Genomic DNA, 20,551 nt, shown 5'->3' with positions numbered 1-20,551 from the left:
ATCATAATTTATTTGTTTATTACTTCTATCTAAAGAAAAAATAATATACCTCTAACCTTCTAGATTATGCGATATACAAATTTATGTTACACCCAGTTTTTATATTCAGAAACTTTTTCATTTAGTCAATATGAATGATTAAAAAAATGCTAAAGCTCTAAATATAAACATCTGTAAGTTTTTAAAACAACTATAAGATAAACTATATTTAAAAATTTGTCAATTCCTTTATAAGATTTCTGAAAATTATTTTCATCAAAATTCACCAGAACACTTCTGAATTGAAGCACATCTCTTTCAAAAAATCCCTATTTCTAAATCATTGTACGTTTCTTTACTGTTATCAACTATTTTTTCGAGTTTATCCCCGTTACTGCTTGTTATGCTTCTAACTTGTTGTTTACATTAAATTTTTTTCTCAAGATTATGAAATACCTTAAAAATCATTATCCGTTCACCCGTACGGGAACTTATATCAGTATGAAAGCTTTTTACTTTTTCTCCAGTTAAGTCTAGTATAATCTCCTTAAGATCATCTATTCCCGATTCCACTAGTTCCGAACGTGTTTTCTTTATCGTTAACATACCATCTTTCGTTTCACAAACAGCATATTCAGCTGGTGTTAAAATACCTTGTAAATTCACAATAATCATATCCCGTAATATATCTGTCTTAACAGATATAGACCCACGCCCAAGATAATCTTTTTCCCACTGCGTAATTGCTTTACTTATCTCTGATTCGATAGAACCTTTCGACTTTTTCATCATACTATGTATCCTCCTTCAACAAAATAAAATTACAATAATAATATAATAATCTGGATTCCTTCTATTTTCAATTACTACGGCGAAATGATAGAACTTCTAGTTAGATAGTATTCAATAAAAAATTAGAAGCAACTATAACCAAAAAGGATACAGCCTATAAAAAGAAACATAATGCTCCAAACAAAGAAATACGTGTCAGTACAGTAGGCCTGCATGCGAAATCGAAAATGCTAAAAAAGAGGCAAATGAAGGGGTATTTCATATATCGATATCACTTTTTATTATGTTCCCCATACTCTGAGAAAAACTGCTAATTATAGAGTTTTTCTTTCATGTATAGTTCTTCTTCACAACGTGTAACATAAATAAAAAAGGAAGGTGAAAGCATATGGACGAACAAAATAAAAAGAAAACATTCGATGAAGAATTCGCCCCTGAAATTTCACCTGGATATCGCCAAGATGTTCATAAGCCTCCTAAATATAAAAATACATCTTTTTTAGTTGGTATTACCATCTTCGCTGCTATATTGCTTCTACTCATCATTTTCGTTTATTTTTAATGAAAGGCGGACCATTTTATGAAACAGCAAAATGCTCATCCCTCCAAAAGAGTCGTTCCAACAAAAAAGGAATACGCTGGAAATTCTATTCATGAACAGAAACAAATGGAGCGAGGAAATCTTCACATCGCACAAAAAGAAATCGGACAGCAAAATGAAAACCTGTAAAAGAAGATAAAAAGTGATACCAATGTGTAGACGGTATCACTTTTTTAAACATGAATATACGATTCATATTACCATTCCTATGTTGATAATAAAGAAATTTCTGATATTATATAGTGAGAACTCTCACTATAACAGAAACGGGGAATAATGTATGAATTCTTTTCAACGATATATACAACAAGCCCTTCCGCATTTACATATAGATTCTTTTCAACAAAATGAAAGCGGCTGGGATCATATAGCGATTATTATAAATAACGCTTTGCTTTTTCGCTTTCCTAGGGAAGCCACGATTGCAAAGAGAATTCCGCTAGAAAAAGAACTTTGTTCCCTCTTAGCTAAGTCTTTACATGATATTGAAATTCCTAATTATCACCTGTTCTATACAAATGAATCAGACACTATTCCAACTTGTAGTTACTATACGCTCATTTACGGAGAGCCCTTAACAGCTCAAATGATTGCTAACTTAACCATACAAGAGCGCGAACAAGTAATTACACAAATTGCTCAATTTCTTGCGACTTTACATACTATTTCACTAGAACATGCTACACAATTAGGATTTAAAATAGAAAAAACAATCACCTACTGGAAACAACTACAAATGAAATTAAACCGTTACCTTTCCCATACATTCATAAAATGCGAAAAAGAGGCCTTTGACAAATTGTTTCATCAATTTTTCACACTTTTCCATCGATACGACTTACAGTATACAATGATTCATGCCGATTTTACTCATCATCATATTTTATTCGATGAGAAGCGTAAAAAGGTTTCTGGAATTATTGATTTTGGCGATACACAAATTGGAGATCCTGCCTTTGATTTTGCTGGTTTATATCATGATTTTGGGAATGTATTTACCGAAGATGTTTATAAAAAATACTGTACCCTTATCCTTCATCATGATTCGTCCTTCATGCAACGCATTATTTCTTTTTATCAGCATAGTCCTTTACTTCATCAGCTCCTTTACAATTTGGAACGAAAAGATGAACACGCAATACATAATGGGTTGAAAAAATTACGAACCATGCTGCAGGGATTGAATTAGATTCTTTCCCTATATTCTTTTTCCTCATACGCCATTAACTTTTTATCTATTTCAACCATCACTTTGTGCATTTGAAATGCTTGTAAAATTTGCAGTCGAATCCAAAACGGCGCATTTTGTTCTTTTAACCATTGAAATACTTTTTTCTCATTTTCCACTAGTATCCCTCCTGTTATCAGGTAAAACTTTTATCAATTACAGTTCCTCCATTTTTTATTACTTATTCCCTTCCACTGCTAACTATATACTTATGTCTTTTTTTGTTGCTCGCTTGATTCCTTTCCATTTATAGCGTAAAGGATGAAAAGCGTTTCATGTCAATCCTTACTATATATATTACTTTTTTATGTGAAAAATTTACCTCTAAGAAAAATAGTAAGGGCAGGAATAAAACTCTCCTGCCCTTACTATCTATGATTTTCCTTATTTAATACCAGGAAACAAAAACTGTAGTATATTCGGTGTATCTATAAAACGATAAACTGTGAAAAAGAAAAAACTACTATATAAAATCATAATGAATATTTTTTTCATGATAACTCAGCCACCTTATCCTTCTGCTTTTGGTAAATTCTCAAGATATTGATCTGATAAATATAGTAACTTTCTTGTCTGTTCGAATTGATTTTTTATCTCTGGAGTTAACGGAACTTGTTCTCCTTCTAAGCTCATTGCTTGTCCAGTTTCAAATTTTTCTTTTGGAATATAACTGTACTCCTGAGCAATAAATGTTCCATCTGGAAAAAAGAATCTCTGCGGAATCATATTTTTTCTATAATTCAGCAAATCTTGCCCAAATATAACTTGATCTCCTGTATCGATACCTAATAGATTTGTAATGGTAGGTAAAATATCTACCTCACTCCCTATTGTCTCAATTTGCTTTCCTTCTTCTAACCCAGGATAATGTATAATGAATGGAATGCGATATGGATCAATTTGCCCATTTTTCAGTTGAGATTTTGGCAAATATTTTTTTTCATGATTTGGTAGAGCATTTGTATCAATAATATGATGATCTCCATATAAGACAAATAAAGATTTATCCCATAATCCTTCACGTTTTAATTCCTCTATTAAGAAGCCCACTTCTTTATCTGCATAATGAACAGCCTGAATATAATCACCAAATTGTGTCCCTTCTAATTCTTTTGGTAATACTAGCGGTTTATGATTGCTTGGTATCTTGAACGGATGGTGACTACTTAATGCAATAATATGTGCATAGAATTTTTTATTCTGTTTATCTAATTCTTTTAAAATCGGTACTGTTTTTGTATACAATACTCTATCACTGGCTGCTATACCGATTACCTCTTTATTTCCAAAATATTGTTGGTCATAAAATTGATCAAATCCTAATGCTTTATATACTCGTTTTCGGTTATAAAATTTTGCATGATTTGTATGAAACGTATTCGTCACGTAATGATTCTTCTTTAATAGTTTAGGAAGGCTTGGAACTTCACGATTTGCAAATCGATTTGAATTTAGCTCATGAATTCCTGGAAACGTTGATGTATTAACAGTCCACTCAGCGTCTATCGTATTTCCTCTTCCTGTTTGTTGAAAAAAGGTTGGAAATGACAGAGATTGATCACGTAACTGATCTAGATTCGGAGTGATTGATTTCCCATTTAGTTTTAAACCGATTACATTTTCTTGCACTGATTCGAGTTGAACCATAATTAAGTTTTTCCCCTTAGCAACGCCCTCATATTCAAGATGTTGCAAAGGTTGTATTTCTTTCACATCTCTTATAACAGAATTTGTTATTTTACCATTCGCTATATCATACAAATTATTTTGTGGGAAGATCTTACTCATTGGAAATGATACATTATACGAAAAAAAGCCCATTTTCTCTGATTTTTTTTTCTCATCTACTATATCTTCTTTATTTATGACATAGGTGAATGTAAATATTACAACTACAAAACTTAGAGCAATCACGCCCATCGCTTTTTTTGAAACTTTCATATCCTTTCGATTTTTGTTCATTTTCCCTGCCCTGTAAATCAAAAAAGGTATGATAATCATATCTCCTATGTAATATAAATCTTGCCATTTCCAAAGAGAAGAGATGCTTCCCTTTAATTCTACAGTTTGATTTGCTAATGCTAAGGAATGATACGTCGGCATCACACCATAAAACCTCTTATACAATACACAAATAATCAATAACACCCCGACTATTAAACTGAGTACGCTATATAAAGTTGGTCTTATTTTTTTCGTTATGAAAAATCTAATTAGAAAAAATACAAAGATAATATATAAACAGTCCATTATAAAACTATTAATATTAAATTGTTCATACAACTCAGTATATCCAATGAACATTTTACAAACTATTATAAAAAACATTAAGAAACTCAATTTTATTCCTCCACTTTTTCACTCTCTACACTGATTCTTCCATTTTTATCATATTTTCTCTATCCATTACTCGATTATGCGGAGTATGAACCCATACCTTTTCTTTTCTTTTTATAAATCCTAAAAAAATAATAGGTACCCATGAAAAACCAAAAATATAAACAATAGGTGTCCATATTATATTCGTTACCTTTTTCTCTTGTAATAAAGCTATAATAGGTAGTATATAAAAAGATACCGCTATCAAAAGCCAAATCCATGGATGTAATACATATAGCATGATGTAAGATGGAAGCAAATCATAGTATGTAACAAAAAATAAAATGATAGAATTTACTGAGAGCATTGTTCTTGTTGGCTGAACAAGATAAATGAACATATCTATTGCATTCATATTAAATGTTTGAGTAAAATTCTTCAAAAGTGGACCAGAATATCTAACCATGCAGTCCATGTGCCCTTGCATCCATCTAATCCTTTGACGAAACGACACCTTAAAATCCGTTGGTTTTTCATCATAAATTTTCGCATCATGTGCCCAGCCTACCGCTCTTCCTTTCGCCAATATATACTTCGCTGTAAACTCAAGATCTTCTGTTAAACTTTCCGTTCCCCAACCAATCTCTTTTAAAATATTCATTGTAAAGCACATACCTGTTCCTCCAAGTTGTGCTGATAGCCCTAATTTCCCCCTACTCAATTGATATAAACGATTAGTAGACCAATAAGCAATTGCATACGATTTTGAAATCCAGTTATCTTTTGGATTTTTCGAATCTAAATAGGCTTGAACAACTTCGTATTTTTCTTTTACCAACTTAGCATTTAATACTTGTAAAAAGTTTCTTGATACTACGTTATCTGCATCTAATATAACAACTGCATCATATACTTCTTGCTGCTCTTTTTCCAGTCGAAATAAATTTTGAAACATCCATTCTAGCCCATATCCCTTTCCTCGTTTCTGATTATCGTGCCTTTCCCAGGCCTTCACTTGATTCTCTCTCACAATTTGAGCTGTATTATCTGTGCAATTGTCACAAATTACATGGATATCATACTTTTCTTTCGGATAATCAATCTTCTTCAAATTTTTCACAATTTGTTCAATTACTTTTTCTTCATTATGTGCACATACCAATATAGCGAATCTAGTATGTGCAATATCATGATCCAACACATATGAATTCTTTTTCTTAACAAAACCTAATAAACTAACCACTACTTGATATAATGACAGCACACCTTGAAACTGTGTCAAGAAAATCAAAAAAGCTATCATCACATATAAAAGTACTCTGCCTATATAGCTCACAAACGATATATCATTAAAACTCATAAGTACTGTACAAATCGTACACAATACGAATAGAATCCAAAGCCTCTTCGCTTTATTGATATTCATTTTTTATTCCTTCTCCCATCTCTAACTTTTATAAACTGAGAAAAACACCCTTTTTTTGTAAAACCTATATAAATTAATATTTTCATTAACAAATCATTCACATAACTTCCAAAAAAAATCGTAAGTTGCGAATTACATATTGAAAATTCTCTTGTCCTATAAACCGTTATTTATCCTCTACTGTACCTTGTTCAATTTTAAATTTTGCTTCTTTATAATTTTGTATCTCTTTTCTAGATTTTTCATCCTTAAATTGAACAATAGAAACAGTATGTTCCCCTGTCTTCAATAATTCTCCTTCTAAGTTAACAAAAGTAGAAAACGCTTTCGTTACTTCTTCTTTTGTAATAAATTGCTTATCCACATATATATAAGCGGTTTCATTTTCATTTAACCCTTTTAACTCCAATTGAATTTGAGCTAAATTGAACTTGGGATCTACTTTTAAAATTGGGATTTGATTTTCTTCTTTTTTCCCACTATTCGTAATTAATTGCATACTAGCTTCCCCAGTTTCTTTTACTCCTTTAGGAAAAGTTATTTCCTTCCTTTCTCTATCTTCTTGTTTATTGATTTCCTGCTTAACCATATTCTCCTTACTACTTGAACATCCTGTGCTAAGTAATAAACAAGCTATTCCGATTCCAACTAGATATTTGTTCATTTCTTCTCTCTCCTTAACAAAATATCTTTATTACGTAACACTTATATGTGTGCGTCATCATTTCATTGTTAAAACTTTTAACGAATCCCCCTTATCCATTCTCTATTAATTTTATATTTAACACTATCATGATAGTGTTAAATATAAAAAAATTGAACAAATTAGTTAATTATTGTAAAATCATAAATATAGAATTTATGTGATTAAATCTCCCTCATGCACATCCATTAGGTTATATCGTTTCCTAAAAAAATTCAACCCTTTTTTTTACATATTTGGAAATAGATTAATGATTTATATTGATAAACATTTTATTTATAAAACCTTATTTTTATTAAAAAACTCATTTTAAATCCCTTTATATCAACATTTATTCATTATGACGTACTCTAAAAAAAGAAATGAAAGAATCTAAATTTTTTAAAAATAAGTTTGATTTTTTTTCCAAAATGTTATAAGGTAATTTGCGTGTTAATTTTGACACCAAACATACTAGAGGAGGATTTCTTATGAGAGAACCATACAAAAAAAGAAATGGTAGAAGAGTCATTACATCGCTATTATGTTTATCTGTATTAACAACACCTATCGTTTCAGAAGCTGCAACGGAACAAACTAACAATTCTAAGATTACTAGTAAGGAACAAATAGGTCATATGATCTTACAGGTGACCCCAAGTAATCCAACCCCTATGCCTGGTGAAACGATTACATATCGCTATAAGCTTACAAATGCCACAAATAAAGTCATTAAAGATGTGTGGATTGCAGATTGGAATGTGAATATGTTACAAGGCCGTTTCGATTTAGATAATGATAACGCTTTCGGACCAGGGGAAACCATTACAATGACGAAAAAATTCACTGTGCCAAATGATGTGACAGAGGGCCAAACGCTTCGCAGTTTAGCTACCGTGTATGGTGTGATTGACGGTGAAAAAATAACAACTCAAGCAAAAACATTGATTACAGTTGATGTAGTACAACCAGAAATTTCACTAACGGTTTCAACAAATAAAGAGGTTGTAACACCCGGCGAGACTATCATATACACTTATCATATAAAAAACACAGGCAATCGTAATTTGACTAACGTTTGGGGAGCAGACTGGCATCTTGGCATGTACCAAGAATATGCGGATATTGGTCCTGATAAAATTTTAATACCTGGAGAAGAAGTTACAGTTCAAAAAGAATTTACTGTACCAGAAGATGCGGAAGATCAGAAGCTTATTTATAGTGTTGCCTCCTATTATGGCTACTATGGAGATACCGTGGTGAAGCAAGATGCACGAATTGGTATTACAGTAAGCTACGAACTCATCAATAAAGCAACAAAAGGAGTAAATCGTTTATTCACTGATGAAGGTCATTCCACATTACATGCAAATATTACTCAGCGTGACATTGATGCTTCAGCGAAACTTGTATTAAGTTTACCTGAAGCAAAGCATAAACAACAATTACAGCAAGAATTGGAAAAAGCGCAAAATCTATTGAATCATCTCAATAACGCAACAAGTATCGTCCATGGACTTTTTGGCGATGAATCTCATTCTATTCTTCACAACGAAACATCAAAGACAGAGATTGATGCAGCAAAAGAAAAAGTATCACAACTTCCTGATAACAGCAATAAAACAGAACTGTTAAACGAGATTAAAAAAGCGCAACAATTGCTCAAGGAACGGGAGGCAACACAATTAAAAAATGCGCAACAAGCGGTTAATGCTCTATTCAGCGATGATAAACACACTATATTAAATGACTCTCTTACTGAAAAAGAAATCAAAGAAGCTAAGCAAAAAGTGGAACTTGTATCAAATTTACCTGAAAAAGAAGTATTACAAAAAGAAATCGAACGAGCTGAACATCTATTAAATGTATTAAACGAGACTCGTAAAAACGTAGATTCTCTCTTTACTGATCGTTTCCATACAGCATTAAAAGAGACCATTACTCAAGTTGATATTGATAATGTCAAAATAAAAGTTGACCAACTTTCTGACAACAATGATAGGCAAACTTTAATAAAAGAAATTGAAAAAGCACAAAATTTATTCAATGCTACTCAAACTCTAAAATTACAAAATGCTCAAAAAGCAATTAACGATTTGTTCACGGCCAATGATCACAATACGTTAAAAGCTAATATTACACAAGCTGACATTGATGCCTCCAAAGCGAAAGTTGATCAACTTCCTGATACGGAAGATAAAACAAATCTATTAGATGAGATTAAAAAGGCACAACGACTCTTTTCTGAATTGCAAAAAGCACAAGAACTACTAGAGTCGCTATTTACAAATGGTATCGGAACTCCTGTCAAACAAGGCATTACACAAACAGATATTGATAAAGTACGTACAGATTTAAAGAAACTTCCTGATAGCCCTGGACGTACAAAATTATTAAGTAGAGTTCCTAGCAACTTCTCTAACATTACGTGGTATGCAAAACCATTTGGTGATAAAAACGTCACTGACTCACAAAACATTACAGTTACCAAATTATACAAAAATACTCAACATGCTCCGTTTATAGACTTCAATTTTGATTATTCTTTAAAAGGAGCACAAGTTACTGTCTCAAACCGTGATGTTCTAGACCCTATCATCTATCCTGATTATGCCGAAGCGGGTAATCTAAATATGAAAATCATGAATCGAGGTACAACAAAGGTAACAATTAGCTCCGCTGATGGACTATATTTTAAAGAAATTACGGTCAAAGTGATATAAGTAATGATAATCTTTCATACTATATATCGTCTCTAAGGTATATAGTATGAAAGATTTATAACGAATAAAAAATCTAGTCAATATAACAACTGACTAGATTTTTTATTCGTCATCATATCAGTTTCTTTTTTTAAAACTATATTTCAAACTTACTCTTACCTAATATATAATGATGAATTTTTATTATATCATATTCTTTATACCTATCAAGATATAAAATAAAGAAATAGCATCCAAATGAATATTATTTTAATGAATTGTTGTCTCTACTGACTGGTTTCCTCGAACACATTCTCTTTGAAATACACAGTTTGCACATTTTGAATGGAATGAAGCCTTCATATAGTTCCTCGAGTCTATTATCATTTCCTTCATTATCTTTAAATACTCTATTCCTTCTATTATATCTTTATCTTTTGGAACATATTCATACCTAGTTCCTTCTATTAAATTAACAAATTCAATTGTCTCTGGCAATATACCAAAAGCCTTATAACAAAATACAGTTGTTAATTTCTGACAAAGAGCAAACATTTCTTCATTTCCATCCACAACATACTTTTTTATGACAAAAGATTGAGAAGACCATTCACCAATTTCAAAGGTTAAAGAAATATGGATACCTAGTTCTTCCATGTACATTTGAATTTTTTCATATAAAAATAAAGGTGGTGTTTTACTTTCATCTTTTTTCACAAACTGTAACAAATGATCTGTTAATTTTGCCAACACAATATAATATTCTATTTTAGAAGAAAACATAGAAGTTTTTACTTTATGCCAATGTTTCTCCAATAGCTCTAGCAACAAGATTTCTGTTTGTTTCTCCTTCGACGTCAAGTAATATTCATGAACAATTTGATTTACAATCATTTGAACGATTTGTTGCCATTCAAGTGAAGAAGATTCTCTCCTTTTTATATGACGAAGATAATATTTATGTGGACAACGCATAAATTCATATAAATGATAGTCTGTCATCATCTTAATTGAGATTTTCCTTTGCAACTGCTCTTCATCTCCCTCCCGCCATTAAGAAAGGTATTTTATAAAATCGATACCAAATTGAAGACACTTTTCTATATCCTCATCTTCTGGCGTTAACTCTACTTTTAGTCCCTCTAACACAACTTCAGCACCGCGTTCTTGTAATTTTTCTATTAAAATATCCACAGCTGCACCATATTTCGGATAAGCGGAGTCACAAGAACCAAATACAGCCGCTTTTTTTCCTGTTAAATGAATTTTATCCATTTCATCGTAGAAATCTAAAAAATCATCTGGCAGCTCACCATCGCCCCAAGTATATGCACCTAAAAGAATACCATCGTATTCTTCTAATATAGAAGCTTCTGGTGTAGTCATAATATCGATCACATCAATTTCATTTCCTGTTTCACGAATTGCTCCAGCAATGTGATCAGCCATTTCTTCTGTATTGCCACTCATACTTGCAAAAACCATTACCAACTTACTCAATTCAATCTCTCCTTCGTTTATGTACTACTTTTTCTATGTGATTCGTTTCCATTCCACATTTTTATTTACACCATCAGGTTAATTGATAACGATTATCAAAGTCAATGACTATTTTCAAAAAAATAATGAAAAGGTACAAGCTTGTCCTCTAAAAGTTCATATACTATGAATGAGCATAGTTCTTTCTCAGCCCTCTCTAACGGAAAGAAATAAAAGCAACTGCGATTCTCGCAGTTGCCTTTTTTTATCCCGGCTATTTTAAAGCGGTAATAATTCGGTTGGTGAAGAACTTCCCCACTGATTAAAGGTTCACTTTATATCAACACTCGATTTCTAATAGTTTCATTGTCGCTTCTAAAAATAGCATCGCACCATACATAAGTGCCGACTCATCTACATCAAATTTCGGATGATGATGTGGATAACACGTCTTTTTTGTTTCATTCCCAGTCCCTAGTTTAAAGAAACAGCCTGGAGCTTTTCTTAAATAAGCAGAAAAATCTTCTCCTCCCATGGAAGGACCCAGTTGTATAATGCTGTCACTTCCCAATAGCACTCGAGCACTTTCTTCGACAACTTTTGTAACCTCTACATCGTTAATCACTGGATCATATCCATAGCGATATGTATATTCATATGTAGCGCCATGTGCTTCTGTAACACCTTTTACAATTTGGTTAATTTTTTCTTCTGCTTCTTTTCTAACATCTTGCTGAAAAGACCGTACCGTTCCCATTAAAAATGCTGTATTAGGAATAATATTATCCGCTGTTCCGCCATGAAATTGTGTAACAGAGACAACTCTTTGTTCAAAAACACCTGTATTTCTCGAAACAATATGTTGTAAATTCGTAATGATTTGCGCTCCTACTGCTATCGGATCAATTGTTTCTTCAGGTCTAGCCGCATGCCCCCCCCTTCCCTTCACTTCAATTGTAAATACATCTGGCGCTGCCATCATAGGCCCGTATACGATTCCAATTTTACCGGTTTCTAACCCAGACATGACATGCAGACCTATAATACAATCTACTCCCTCCATAACCCCAGCCTTTACCATTTCTTGAGCACCACCAGGATAAACCTCTTCTGCATGTTGAAAGAATAACCGAATCTCGCCAGCCCATTCTTCCTCCATTTTTGCAATCGCCTCTGCTGCTCCTAATAAAATAGCTGTATGTGCATCATGACCACATGCATGCATAACATCTGAAACGAATGATGTATACGGCTTTTCGTTCTCTTCTTGAATTGGTAACGCATCTATATCTGCTCGAATGGCGACAACTTTTCCGCGTTTCTTACCCTTTTTCTTTGCCATCACACTATATTTTGTTGGTCTTGTTACTTCAAAAGCGGAAAAGGAGCACAATATATCATAGATAAACTGAGAAGTTTGTTTTTCATGGAATGAAAGTTCAGGAAACTGATGAAGATGGCGACGCCACTTTATTATATTTTTCTCTGAGATAAGCTTTTGCCATTTTATCATTTTATCATTCATCCCTAATACCCTCCTTCTAATCGTTCGTCCTCTATTTCAATATATTTATTTTTAAAGGCAGTCTTTTAGGATTTCTACGTTTTACATGACAAATTCATTACAAATTTATGATGATTGTAATATAATTAGCAAGTTGGGGATTTTCTTTTTTAGTATTTAGTGCTACTATCAGAAAAGAGCCTTTCATCTTATTTTTACCTAAAATGTGGAATTTTGTTTTTTTCACAATTATGTAGGACATGCTACCTACATAGAGTTATCATTTTATAAGAGAGGGAAAGACATGGAAAGATTAAAAGAGATATGGTCTCGACCACTCACACAATGGGTTACAAAAACCTTTTATTACCTTGCAATTTTATTTGCATTACTTTGGTTGTATGGCTTTCATGATACAAACACAAGTACATTTATTTACAATGAATTTTAGGGTGGGAAGAACGTTATGAAGTTATTAGAACAAATCGAAAAGTGGGCGACAGAAACGCCTGATCAAACCGCTTTCGTTTGGCGAGATGCAAAGATTACGTACAAACAGTTAAAAGACGATTCTGATGCATTAGCACATTGGATTTCATCTGAATATCCAGATGATTCTTCACCAATTATGGTGTATGGCCATATGCAACCTGACATGATCATCAGCTTCTTAGGTTGTGTAAAAGCCGGACATGCTTATATTCCTGTTGATTTATCGATTCCAGCTGACCGTGTACTACGTATTGCGGAAAGTTCTGGTGCGAAACTTCTTTTATCAGCAGCAGAATTAACTGTAACTGACTTACCAGTTCGCACTGTATCTCAAAACAACTTAAAAGACATTTTCTTTACACATAAAGGGAAAATTCCAAATCCTGAACATGCAGTAAAAGACGATGAGAACTTCTATATTATTTACACATCAGGAAGCACAGGTAATCCAAAAGGTGTACAAATTACGCATAATTGTCTTGTTAGTTTTACAAAATGGGCGATTCAAGATTTCAACTTACAAACAGGACAAGTATTCTTAAATCAAGCACCTTTCTCATTTGACTTATCTGTGATGGATATTTACCCATCGTTAGTAACAGGTGGTACACTATGGGCAATCGATAAAGATATGATTGCGCGTCCAAAAGATTTATTTGCATCATTAAAACAATCGAACATTCAAGTATGGACTTCTACACCATCTTTTGCAGAAATGTGTTTAATGGAAACATCTTTCTCTGAAAGTATGCTACCAAATATGAAAACATTCTTATTCTGCGGGGAAGTATTACCAAATGAGGTTGCGAAAAAATTAATGGAACGTTTTCCAAAAGCAACAATTATGAATACGTATGGCCCTACAGAAGCTACTGTTGCTGTAACAAGTATTCCTGTTACGCAAGAAGTTATTGATACGTATCAATCCCTTCCAGTTGGCTATTGTAAATCAGACTGCCGTCTTCTTATTATGAAAGAAGATGGAACGATTGCATCAGATGGAGAAAAAGGTGAAATCGTAATTGTCGGCCCAAGCGTAAGCGTTGGTTATTTAGGAAGCCCTGAATTAACAGAAAAATCATTTACTATGATTGACGGCGAGCGCGCCTATAAAACAGGCGATGCTGGCTATATGGAAAACGGTCTTCTATTCTATAATGGTCGTCTTGATTTCCAAATTAAGCTTCATGGGTATCGAATGGAATTAGAAGAAATTGAGCATCATCTTCGTGCATGTTCTTACGTAGAAGGAGCAGTTATTGTTCCTATTAAAAAAGGTGAGAAATACGATTATTTATTAGCGGTTGTTGTTCCTGGGGAGCATTCGTTTGAAAAGGAATTCAAATTAACATCTGCAATTAAAAAAGAACTCAATGAGCGATTACCAAACTATATGATTCCACGTAAATTCATGTATCAATCTTCTATTCCAATGACACCAAATGGAAAGGTAGATCGCAAAAAATTATTGAGTGAGGTTACAGCATGACCGCATATGGATCATTTTATTTTTTCGTGATTGTAGGCATTTTATTAATACCTACGATTATTGCCGGATTAAAAGGTAAAATGTTGCGAAAATATAACGCTGTTTTAACACTTGTTATGCTTGCGATAATCTTCTCAGACAAACCAAAGCAAGCCATTATGTTAGCAGTATTTATTATTTGGCAATATGTCCTTATTCGAGGCTATTTACATTTGAGAAAACAAAATAATAACACGTTCATGTTTTGCATGGCTGTTATTTTGTCGATTTTGCCGCTTATTTTAGCCAAAATCGCACCGTTTGTACCTGAACTAAAGTTTGTTGTTTTCTTAGGTATGTCTTACGTAACATTCAGAGCAGTACAGATGGTCTTTGAAGTACGTGATGGCTTAATTAAAGAGCTTTCATTCTTTCATTTCTGGGAGTTCGTTTTATTCTTCCCTGCTATCTCTACGGGACCTATCGATCGGTATCGAAGATTCCAAAAAGATATTCAAAAACCACCTAGTAGTGAGGAATATCAACAACTACTCTATACAGGAATGAATCGTATTTTCCAAGGTTTTCTGTATAAATTTATTATTGCTTATTTAATAAATCAACATCTTATGGAAGCAGCATTTGCTAAACAAGATACTTTTCTTTCAAATGTAATTTACATGTATAGCTATAGCTTCTATTTATTCTTCGATTTTGCTGGCTATAGTGCATTCGTAATCGGTGTAAGTTATATGATGGGAATTAAAACGCCAGAAAACTTTAATAAGCCGTTCATTAGTCGTAACATTAAAGACTTTTGGAATCGCTGGCACATGAGTTTATCGTTCTGGTTCCGTGACTTTATCTATATGCGCTTTGTCTTTTTTGCAACGAAGAAAAAGTTATTGAAAAATCGGTATACGATTTCATATATTGGCGCATTTTTAAACTTTTTCATTATGGGGATATGGCACATTACTGGTGAGCATGTATATCAATACATTATTTACGGCCTTTATCATGCTGCTTTATTTATCCTGTTCGATATTTTCGAACGGAAAAACAAGAAGCATAAATTTTGGCCAAATAATAAATGGATGCATATCCTTGCGGTTGTAATTACATTCCATTTTGTATGTTTCGGTTTCCTAATCTTCTCTGGTCACCTAAACAGATACTTTTAATGCATCACTTCTTATTTCATTAAGAAGTTCGCATATATAATACATTTCGGATATAAAGGAGATTTTTTAAATGGCAGAATTTAAAGAGCAAGTATTAGATATTTTAGAAGAAGTATGTGAAAATGATATTGTGAAAGAGAATCTAGATGTTCAATTATTTGAAGAAGGTATTCTTGATTCTTTCGCTGTCGTATCTTTATTAGTAGAATTCCAAGAGCGCTTAGGTATTGAAGTTTCTATTTCTGATTTCGACCGTGATGAGTGGGCAACACCAAATATGGTTATTAAGAAATTGGAAGAAATCCGATGAGCAAAGCAAAATTTGGACCGATGCTTCTAGCATTGGCCCTTTTTGCTGTATTCCTACTTATTCCAACACGCTTTCTACTTCCACTTGTCAGTGATAAGAAAGTAGAACGAGCTGCTACTTCTTTACAAGAAGAAAAAATTCAAAGTATGATTTTACAGCAAAAAATGTTAGAAGACCCGAAATACCTTCCGATGTATGGTTCATCGGAGTTTGCTCGAATGGATGCTTTTCATCCATCCAATTACTTTAAAGTAAAACCAGAAGGATTCACACCATTCCTTCTTGGCCGAGGTGGAACACAAAACCTTGTACATGTATTAAACTTTGCATCTACAATGGATCAATTAAAAGATAAAAAAATGGTCTTTGTTCTTTCACCTCAATGGTTTGTCCCACACGGTATTGACGAAACGCATTTTGCACCTAACTTTTCTAAGCAACAAGGCTATCATTTCATTTTCAACAATGATTTAAAACCGGAAATGAAAAAACAAATTGCAAAGCGTTTGCTGAACTTTGAAATTGTAAAGAAAGAAACATTGTTGAAAACTTCTTTAGAAGGTATTGTTTATGATGATACAGAGCATAAAATAAAAGCAATGGCTGTGAAACCTTTTGCTTATCTGTATCGCAATATTTTAGATCGTAAAGATTTATTTACGGCAATGTTTCATATTAAAACACCGAAAGAAAAGCTTGATCCAGCATTGAAACAAATGAACTGGGAAGAAGCGCGTAAATATGCGGATGAAGCTGGTAAAATGGAATCGCAATCGAATGAATACGGTATCGAAGATCATTATTTCAATAAAAAAATTAAAAAGAAATTAAAACAACGTCAAGGATACTTAAAACATGATGCGTATGATCAATCTCCAGAGTATGAAGATTTACAAACTGTACTTGACTTATTAAAGCAAACAGGTGCAAAACCACTCTTCATTTCTGTTCCTGTCAAAGGAACTTGGTACGATTACGCGGGATTCCCGAAAGAACGCCGCGAATTGTACTACAAAAAAGTTCATAAACAAATTGAGAAAGCTGGGTATCCAATTGCCGACTTCTCAAATCATGAGTATGATAAATACTTCTTAAAAGATCATATGCACTTAGGTTGGAAAGGCTGGGTTTACATCGACGAAGCTATCCAACAATTTTATAAAACAAACTAACGAAAAGACCGCTTGAATTACTCAAGTGGTCTTTTTCTATATACATTTTCTAATTGTTCAATGGCATTCTCTGTTTCTTTCATCACTCGCTCCACGACGCGCTGAGCTGATTCTACTCGTGCTAATGATGATGCTTGTCCTGCCCAAAGCGACATGTATTCTCCTTTATTTTGTTTCGCTGCTTCTTGGCGTATTTTAGAAGTTAATACGTTTTGCACTGGATACATCGGAAGCCTATCTTCTTTTCCTTCATGCTTTTCTATAAAAGTATTCCGTATACCTCTTGCATATCTTCCAGAAAATGCTCTCGTAACAGTTGTACTCGTATCTGCACTTTGCAGTATGGCCTCTTTATATACATCATGTGCAATACTTTCTTCACTCGTTAAAAAGGCTGATCCCATTTGAACACCTTCTGCACCTAATGCCAATGCAGCAACAAACCCTTTCCCGTTCATTACACCACCAGCTGCAATAATCGGGATATGCGAGACTGCTGCTACTAACTGAGGTATTAACGCAAACGTACCAATCATAGCATCTTGTTCTTTACCGATAAATGTTCCTCTATGTCCTCCTGCCTCGCTACCTTGCCCAGTGATCATATCTACCCCAAGTTCAGCAAGTGCTTTTGCTTCCGCTACATGAGTAGCTGTTCCAATCACTTTTATTCCTCTTCTTTTCAAAACATTTATTTCTTCTTGTTCTAACGTTTGAAATGCAAAGCTAACAACCGGCACCTTTTCTTCTAATAGTACTTGTAATTGTTCTTTATAGCTTTGTGGAAGCTTGAATTCATCTTCCTCTATACCTAACTCTCTACTCATTCCACTAAGTAAGACTTTCGCCTCATTTACCTTCTCTTTTTCTATTTGTATCTCTTTCGTTACAAGTAAATTAACACCGAAAGGCTTATCAGTTAACTGCCTTATTTTATAAATCGCTTCACGAATTTTTTCTGGGCTCATATAGCCGGCTCCAAGCGTGCCTAATCCTCCGCTATTACTTACAGCTGCAACAAGTTCTGGTGTCGTAATCGCACCTGCCATACCTGCTTGAATGATAGGGTACTTAATTTGTAATATGTCTGTAACTCGACTTGTAAACATTATGCCTCCTCCTATTCCCCTTCCCTTATACCTTCTTTATTTGACAAGTTTTCCCCTTCTTTTACAAGGATTGAATTTCATACGAAGCGAATATATTGAAAGAGAAGGAGGCTGAAAACAATGATATATCCAAATGCGTTAAAACAAGGTGATACAGTAATGATTATTGCACCGTCTGGCCCACCAACACTTGAAAATGTATTAAAAGGTGTGGACATCTTACAAGAGATGGGCTTATCCGTAATAATTGGAAAGAGTGTTTATGAGAAGTATGGATATTTAGCTGGAAATGATCAAGTTCGTCTTGATGATATACATGAAGCCTTTACAAATAATGAAGTAAAGGCGATTTTCTGTGCACGAGGTGGTTACGGAAGTGCGCGTCTCCTCCCTCGCATTCAATATGAAATCATTCAACAAAATCGAAAAATCTTTTGGGGATATAGTGATATTACAGCTTTACATACCGCTTTTTCACGCTATGCAAACCTCGTGACGTTCCATGGACCGATGATTGAAGAATTAGGAAAAGGGGTAGATTCTCTATCGCGTTCTTCTTTCAACCAACTCTTCTCTCCTTATTCATCTATCTTAACGGCATCAGAATGTATTGTGCCAGCCCCTTCCTGCTTCACTACTGGAACACTCATTGGAGGGAACTTAACTGTATTGACAAGCACACTTGGGTCACCATTTGAAGTCGATACAACCAATAAAATTGTATTACTTGAAGATATTGGCGAAGAACCATATCGCATTGATCGCATGTTGAATCAACTCCATTTATCAGGAAAATTTAATAAATGTCGAGGTATTATTTTTACAAGCTGTCATAACTGCATTTCTTCAAAACCATCTCAATCGTTACAAACGATATTGTACGAATACTTTGCACCGCATCATATCCCAGTTCTATTCGGCTTACCAATTGGACATATTAGCCCTAATATTGGGATTCCCCTTGGGATTACAGTCACAATGAATACAGACAGAAATACAATTTCTATCCCTTCTGGTATCGTGCCATTTACAAACTAAAAAAGAAAAGCCAAAATGGCTTTTCTTTTTTAGTTGTAATACTGAAAGATACGACCAGACACAATATCTGCGATTTCTTCAGGAATAAATGTTTTACTTATTTCCGTGCCTACATTTAATACCGCCGTTGCGTCCTTATCCATACTTTCAAACAATTCTTTACCACGTATCGTAATAAGGGGCGTATCTTCTGGCAATACTTCTTTTACAAATTCCAATTGCGTAAAGAACGGAACAATCCATCTACCCTCTCCTTGAAAATGGCGCAAACGCAACGTTCCTTCTTTTGCTGAATCTTCTGCTTCAATTGTACCAGCAACATAAAAATGAGTCATAAGCAACAGTTCATAAAATTCTTTTTGTTTTTGCTTATCATCCTCTGCTAAAACGAGTACGGTTTCTATTTTTTTTACTGGAATTTGCTCCATATACTGCCACCCCTATTTCTCAAAATAATTACACTTTAATTATACGAAATATTCTTATTTTTTTCTATATAATTATGCAATTATTTTATCGGAATAGTTTTAGCGATGAATCAGGCTGTAATTGAAATACAAATCCAAGTTGCTGCGACGCAGTAATAAAACAAATATACGCGCAAAGCTCTACAATTTCTTTTTCCGTCCAATATTGTTTTAATATATGAAACAGATTATCATCTATCGCCTTTCGATCATGAACAAATGTATGTGCAAAAGTAACTGCTACACTAATTTCTTCCACCTGTTGCATATCATCAGGTCTTCCCTTTGCCATGCAGTACGGACATTCATTCCCATACGCTAATGTTCTTCTTACTTGCTCCTTCAACTCTGGCGAAAGATTTCCTGTATGATACAGCGTGTTTTCTAACGCACTCCATGAATGTAATATATCCGGATTATGACCTAATAACTTTTGAAACTTTGTATCTCCTACATTTGATAATGAAATTCTCTCCATCACTCTCTCCTCCTCTTCACACTTTTATTGTAAAATAGATAAGACGTTCTTTACATTTCATATGAATCTTAATTTATATGATTTCTTTACAAAAAATACAAATTTTCTGGAGGTATATTTA

At 33.6% G+C, this 20,551-nt stretch carries 21 protein-coding genes; 10 read left to right on the top strand and 11 right to left on the bottom strand.

Going from position 1 to position 20,551, the window contains the following annotated elements:
• Window positions 1-405: 405 nt before the first annotated feature.
• Window positions 406-768, bottom strand: a complete 363-nt coding sequence (locus MR059_RS00450; protein WP_048723067.1) for a Na-translocating system protein MpsC family protein — start codon at window positions 766-768, stop codon at window positions 406-408.
• Between the two features lie 391 nt (window positions 769-1,159).
• Here MR059_RS00450 and MR059_RS00445 point away from each other — a divergent pair, with 391 nt between their 5' ends.
• The 3 genes from MR059_RS00445 to MR059_RS00435 all read left to right on the top strand — a co-directional run bounded on the left by MR059_RS00445 (window position 1,160) and on the right by MR059_RS00435 (window position 2,561).
• Entirely contained in the window at window positions 1,160-1,333 is a 174-nt protein-coding gene (locus MR059_RS00445) for a hypothetical protein (protein ID WP_011984183.1), read from the top strand.
• Window positions 1,334-1,351: 18 nt separating this feature from the next.
• Window positions 1,352-1,501 carry a hypothetical protein gene (locus tag MR059_RS00440; RefSeq protein ID WP_011984182.1) on the top strand — a complete coding sequence of 50 codons (150 nt, stop codon included), beginning with the start codon at window positions 1,352-1,354 and terminating at the stop codon, window positions 1,499-1,501.
• 151 nt (window positions 1,502-1,652) lie between these two features.
• Window positions 1,653-2,561 carry an aminoglycoside phosphotransferase family protein gene (locus MR059_RS00435; RefSeq protein WP_048722476.1) on the top strand — a complete coding sequence of 303 codons (909 nt, stop codon included), beginning with the start codon at window positions 1,653-1,655 and terminating at the stop codon, window positions 2,559-2,561.
• On the opposite strand, the gene MR059_RS00430 is transcribed toward MR059_RS00435, so the two are convergent.
• The 4 genes from MR059_RS00430 to MR059_RS00415 all read right to left on the bottom strand — a co-directional run bounded on the left by MR059_RS00430 (window position 2,558) and on the right by MR059_RS00415 (window position 7,009).
• Entirely contained in the window at window positions 2,558-2,719 is a 162-nt protein-coding gene (locus tag MR059_RS00430) for a hypothetical protein (protein ID WP_011984180.1), read from the bottom strand. The two genes, MR059_RS00435 and MR059_RS00430, sit on opposite strands and share 4 nt — an antisense overlap.
• Window positions 2,720-3,110: 391 nt before the next feature.
• Entirely contained in the window at window positions 3,111-4,703 is a 1,593-nt protein-coding gene (locus MR059_RS00425) for an LTA synthase family protein (protein ID WP_235436383.1), read from the bottom strand.
• A gap of 262 nt (window positions 4,704-4,965) precedes the next feature.
• Window positions 4,966-6,345: a glycosyltransferase family 2 protein gene (locus MR059_RS00420; protein WP_048722473.1), complete on the bottom strand. Its 1,380-nt coding sequence runs from the start codon at window positions 6,343-6,345 to the stop codon at window positions 4,966-4,968.
• Window positions 6,346-6,511: 166 nt separating this feature from the next.
• A complete protein-coding gene (locus tag MR059_RS00415) occupies window positions 6,512-7,009 on the bottom strand; it encodes a hypothetical protein (protein WP_011984177.1) in 498 nt (165 codons plus the stop codon).
• Between the two features lie 509 nt (window positions 7,010-7,518).
• Between MR059_RS00415 and MR059_RS00410 the strand changes: the two genes are divergently transcribed.
• A complete protein-coding gene (locus tag MR059_RS00410; protein ID WP_011984176.1) occupies window positions 7,519-9,750 on the top strand; it encodes a toxin Cry1Ac domain D-VI-related protein in 2,232 nt (743 codons plus the stop codon).
• Between the two features lie 249 nt (window positions 9,751-9,999).
• On the opposite strand, the gene MR059_RS00405 is transcribed toward MR059_RS00410, so the two are convergent.
• From MR059_RS00405 to MR059_RS00395, 3 genes are all read right to left on the bottom strand, one after another.
• Window positions 10,000-10,758 carry a hypothetical protein gene (locus MR059_RS00405; protein ID WP_011984175.1) on the bottom strand — a complete coding sequence of 253 codons (759 nt, stop codon included), beginning with the start codon at window positions 10,756-10,758 and terminating at the stop codon, window positions 10,000-10,002.
• Between the two features lie 24 nt (window positions 10,759-10,782).
• Complete coding sequence (locus MR059_RS00400; RefSeq protein ID WP_011984174.1) at window positions 10,783-11,229, bottom strand: flavodoxin; 447 nt, start codon at window positions 11,227-11,229, stop codon at window positions 10,783-10,785.
• Between the two features lie 319 nt (window positions 11,230-11,548).
• Window positions 11,549-12,733: a M20 metallopeptidase family protein gene (locus MR059_RS00395; protein WP_011984173.1), complete on the bottom strand. Its 1,185-nt coding sequence runs from the start codon at window positions 12,731-12,733 to the stop codon at window positions 11,549-11,551.
• 283 nt (window positions 12,734-13,016) lie between these two features.
• Here MR059_RS00395 and MR059_RS00390 point away from each other — a divergent pair, with 283 nt between their 5' ends.
• The 5 genes from MR059_RS00390 to dltD all read left to right on the top strand — a co-directional run bounded on the left by MR059_RS00390 (window position 13,017) and on the right by dltD (window position 17,338).
• Entirely contained in the window at window positions 13,017-13,163 is a 147-nt protein-coding gene (locus MR059_RS00390) for a teichoic acid D-Ala incorporation-associated protein DltX (RefSeq protein ID WP_041809557.1), read from the top strand.
• A gap of 15 nt (window positions 13,164-13,178) precedes the next feature.
• Window positions 13,179-14,693, top strand: coding sequence for a D-alanine--poly(phosphoribitol) ligase subunit DltA (gene dltA, locus MR059_RS00385; protein ID WP_011984171.1), 1,515 nt, complete (start codon window positions 13,179-13,181; stop codon window positions 14,691-14,693).
• A complete protein-coding gene (gene dltB, locus MR059_RS00380; protein WP_011984170.1) occupies window positions 14,690-15,856 on the top strand; it encodes a D-alanyl-lipoteichoic acid biosynthesis protein DltB in 1,167 nt (388 codons plus the stop codon). Before dltA ends, dltB begins: the two co-directional genes overlap by 4 nt.
• A gap of 70 nt (window positions 15,857-15,926) precedes the next feature.
• Complete coding sequence (gene dltC, locus MR059_RS00375) at window positions 15,927-16,166, top strand: D-alanine--poly(phosphoribitol) ligase subunit DltC (RefSeq protein WP_011984169.1); 240 nt, start codon at window positions 15,927-15,929, stop codon at window positions 16,164-16,166.
• A complete protein-coding gene (gene dltD, locus MR059_RS00370) occupies window positions 16,163-17,338 on the top strand; it encodes a D-alanyl-lipoteichoic acid biosynthesis protein DltD (RefSeq protein WP_011984168.1) in 1,176 nt (391 codons plus the stop codon). The genes dltC and dltD overlap by 4 nt, the downstream gene beginning before the upstream one ends.
• A gap of 17 nt (window positions 17,339-17,355) precedes the next feature.
• Here dltD and MR059_RS00365 read toward each other — a convergent pair whose 3' ends face one another.
• Entirely contained in the window at window positions 17,356-18,447 is a 1,092-nt protein-coding gene (locus MR059_RS00365) for an NAD(P)H-dependent flavin oxidoreductase (RefSeq protein ID WP_011984167.1), read from the bottom strand.
• Between the two features lie 120 nt (window positions 18,448-18,567).
• Between MR059_RS00365 and MR059_RS00360 the strand changes: the two genes are divergently transcribed.
• A complete protein-coding gene (locus tag MR059_RS00360) occupies window positions 18,568-19,485 on the top strand; it encodes a S66 peptidase family protein (protein ID WP_011984166.1) in 918 nt (305 codons plus the stop codon).
• Between the two features lie 29 nt (window positions 19,486-19,514).
• Here the strand turns inward: MR059_RS00360 and MR059_RS00355 are convergent, their stop codons facing one another.
• A complete protein-coding gene (locus MR059_RS00355; protein ID WP_011984165.1) occupies window positions 19,515-19,913 on the bottom strand; it encodes an SseB family protein in 399 nt (132 codons plus the stop codon).
• 85 nt (window positions 19,914-19,998) lie between these two features.
• Window positions 19,999-20,430 carry a carboxymuconolactone decarboxylase family protein gene (locus MR059_RS00350; protein ID WP_011984164.1) on the bottom strand — a complete coding sequence of 144 codons (432 nt, stop codon included), beginning with the start codon at window positions 20,428-20,430 and terminating at the stop codon, window positions 19,999-20,001.
• Window positions 20,431-20,551 lie beyond the last annotated feature (121 nt).

This window comes from Bacillus cereus group sp. BfR-BA-01522 (assembly GCF_022662635.1).
GTDB classification, from domain to species: Bacteria; Bacillota; Bacilli; order Bacillales; family Bacillaceae_G; genus Bacillus_A; species Bacillus_A cytotoxicus.
Note: the sequence above shows the minus strand (reverse complement) of the source record. Positions and strands in the feature narration are given on the sequence as shown.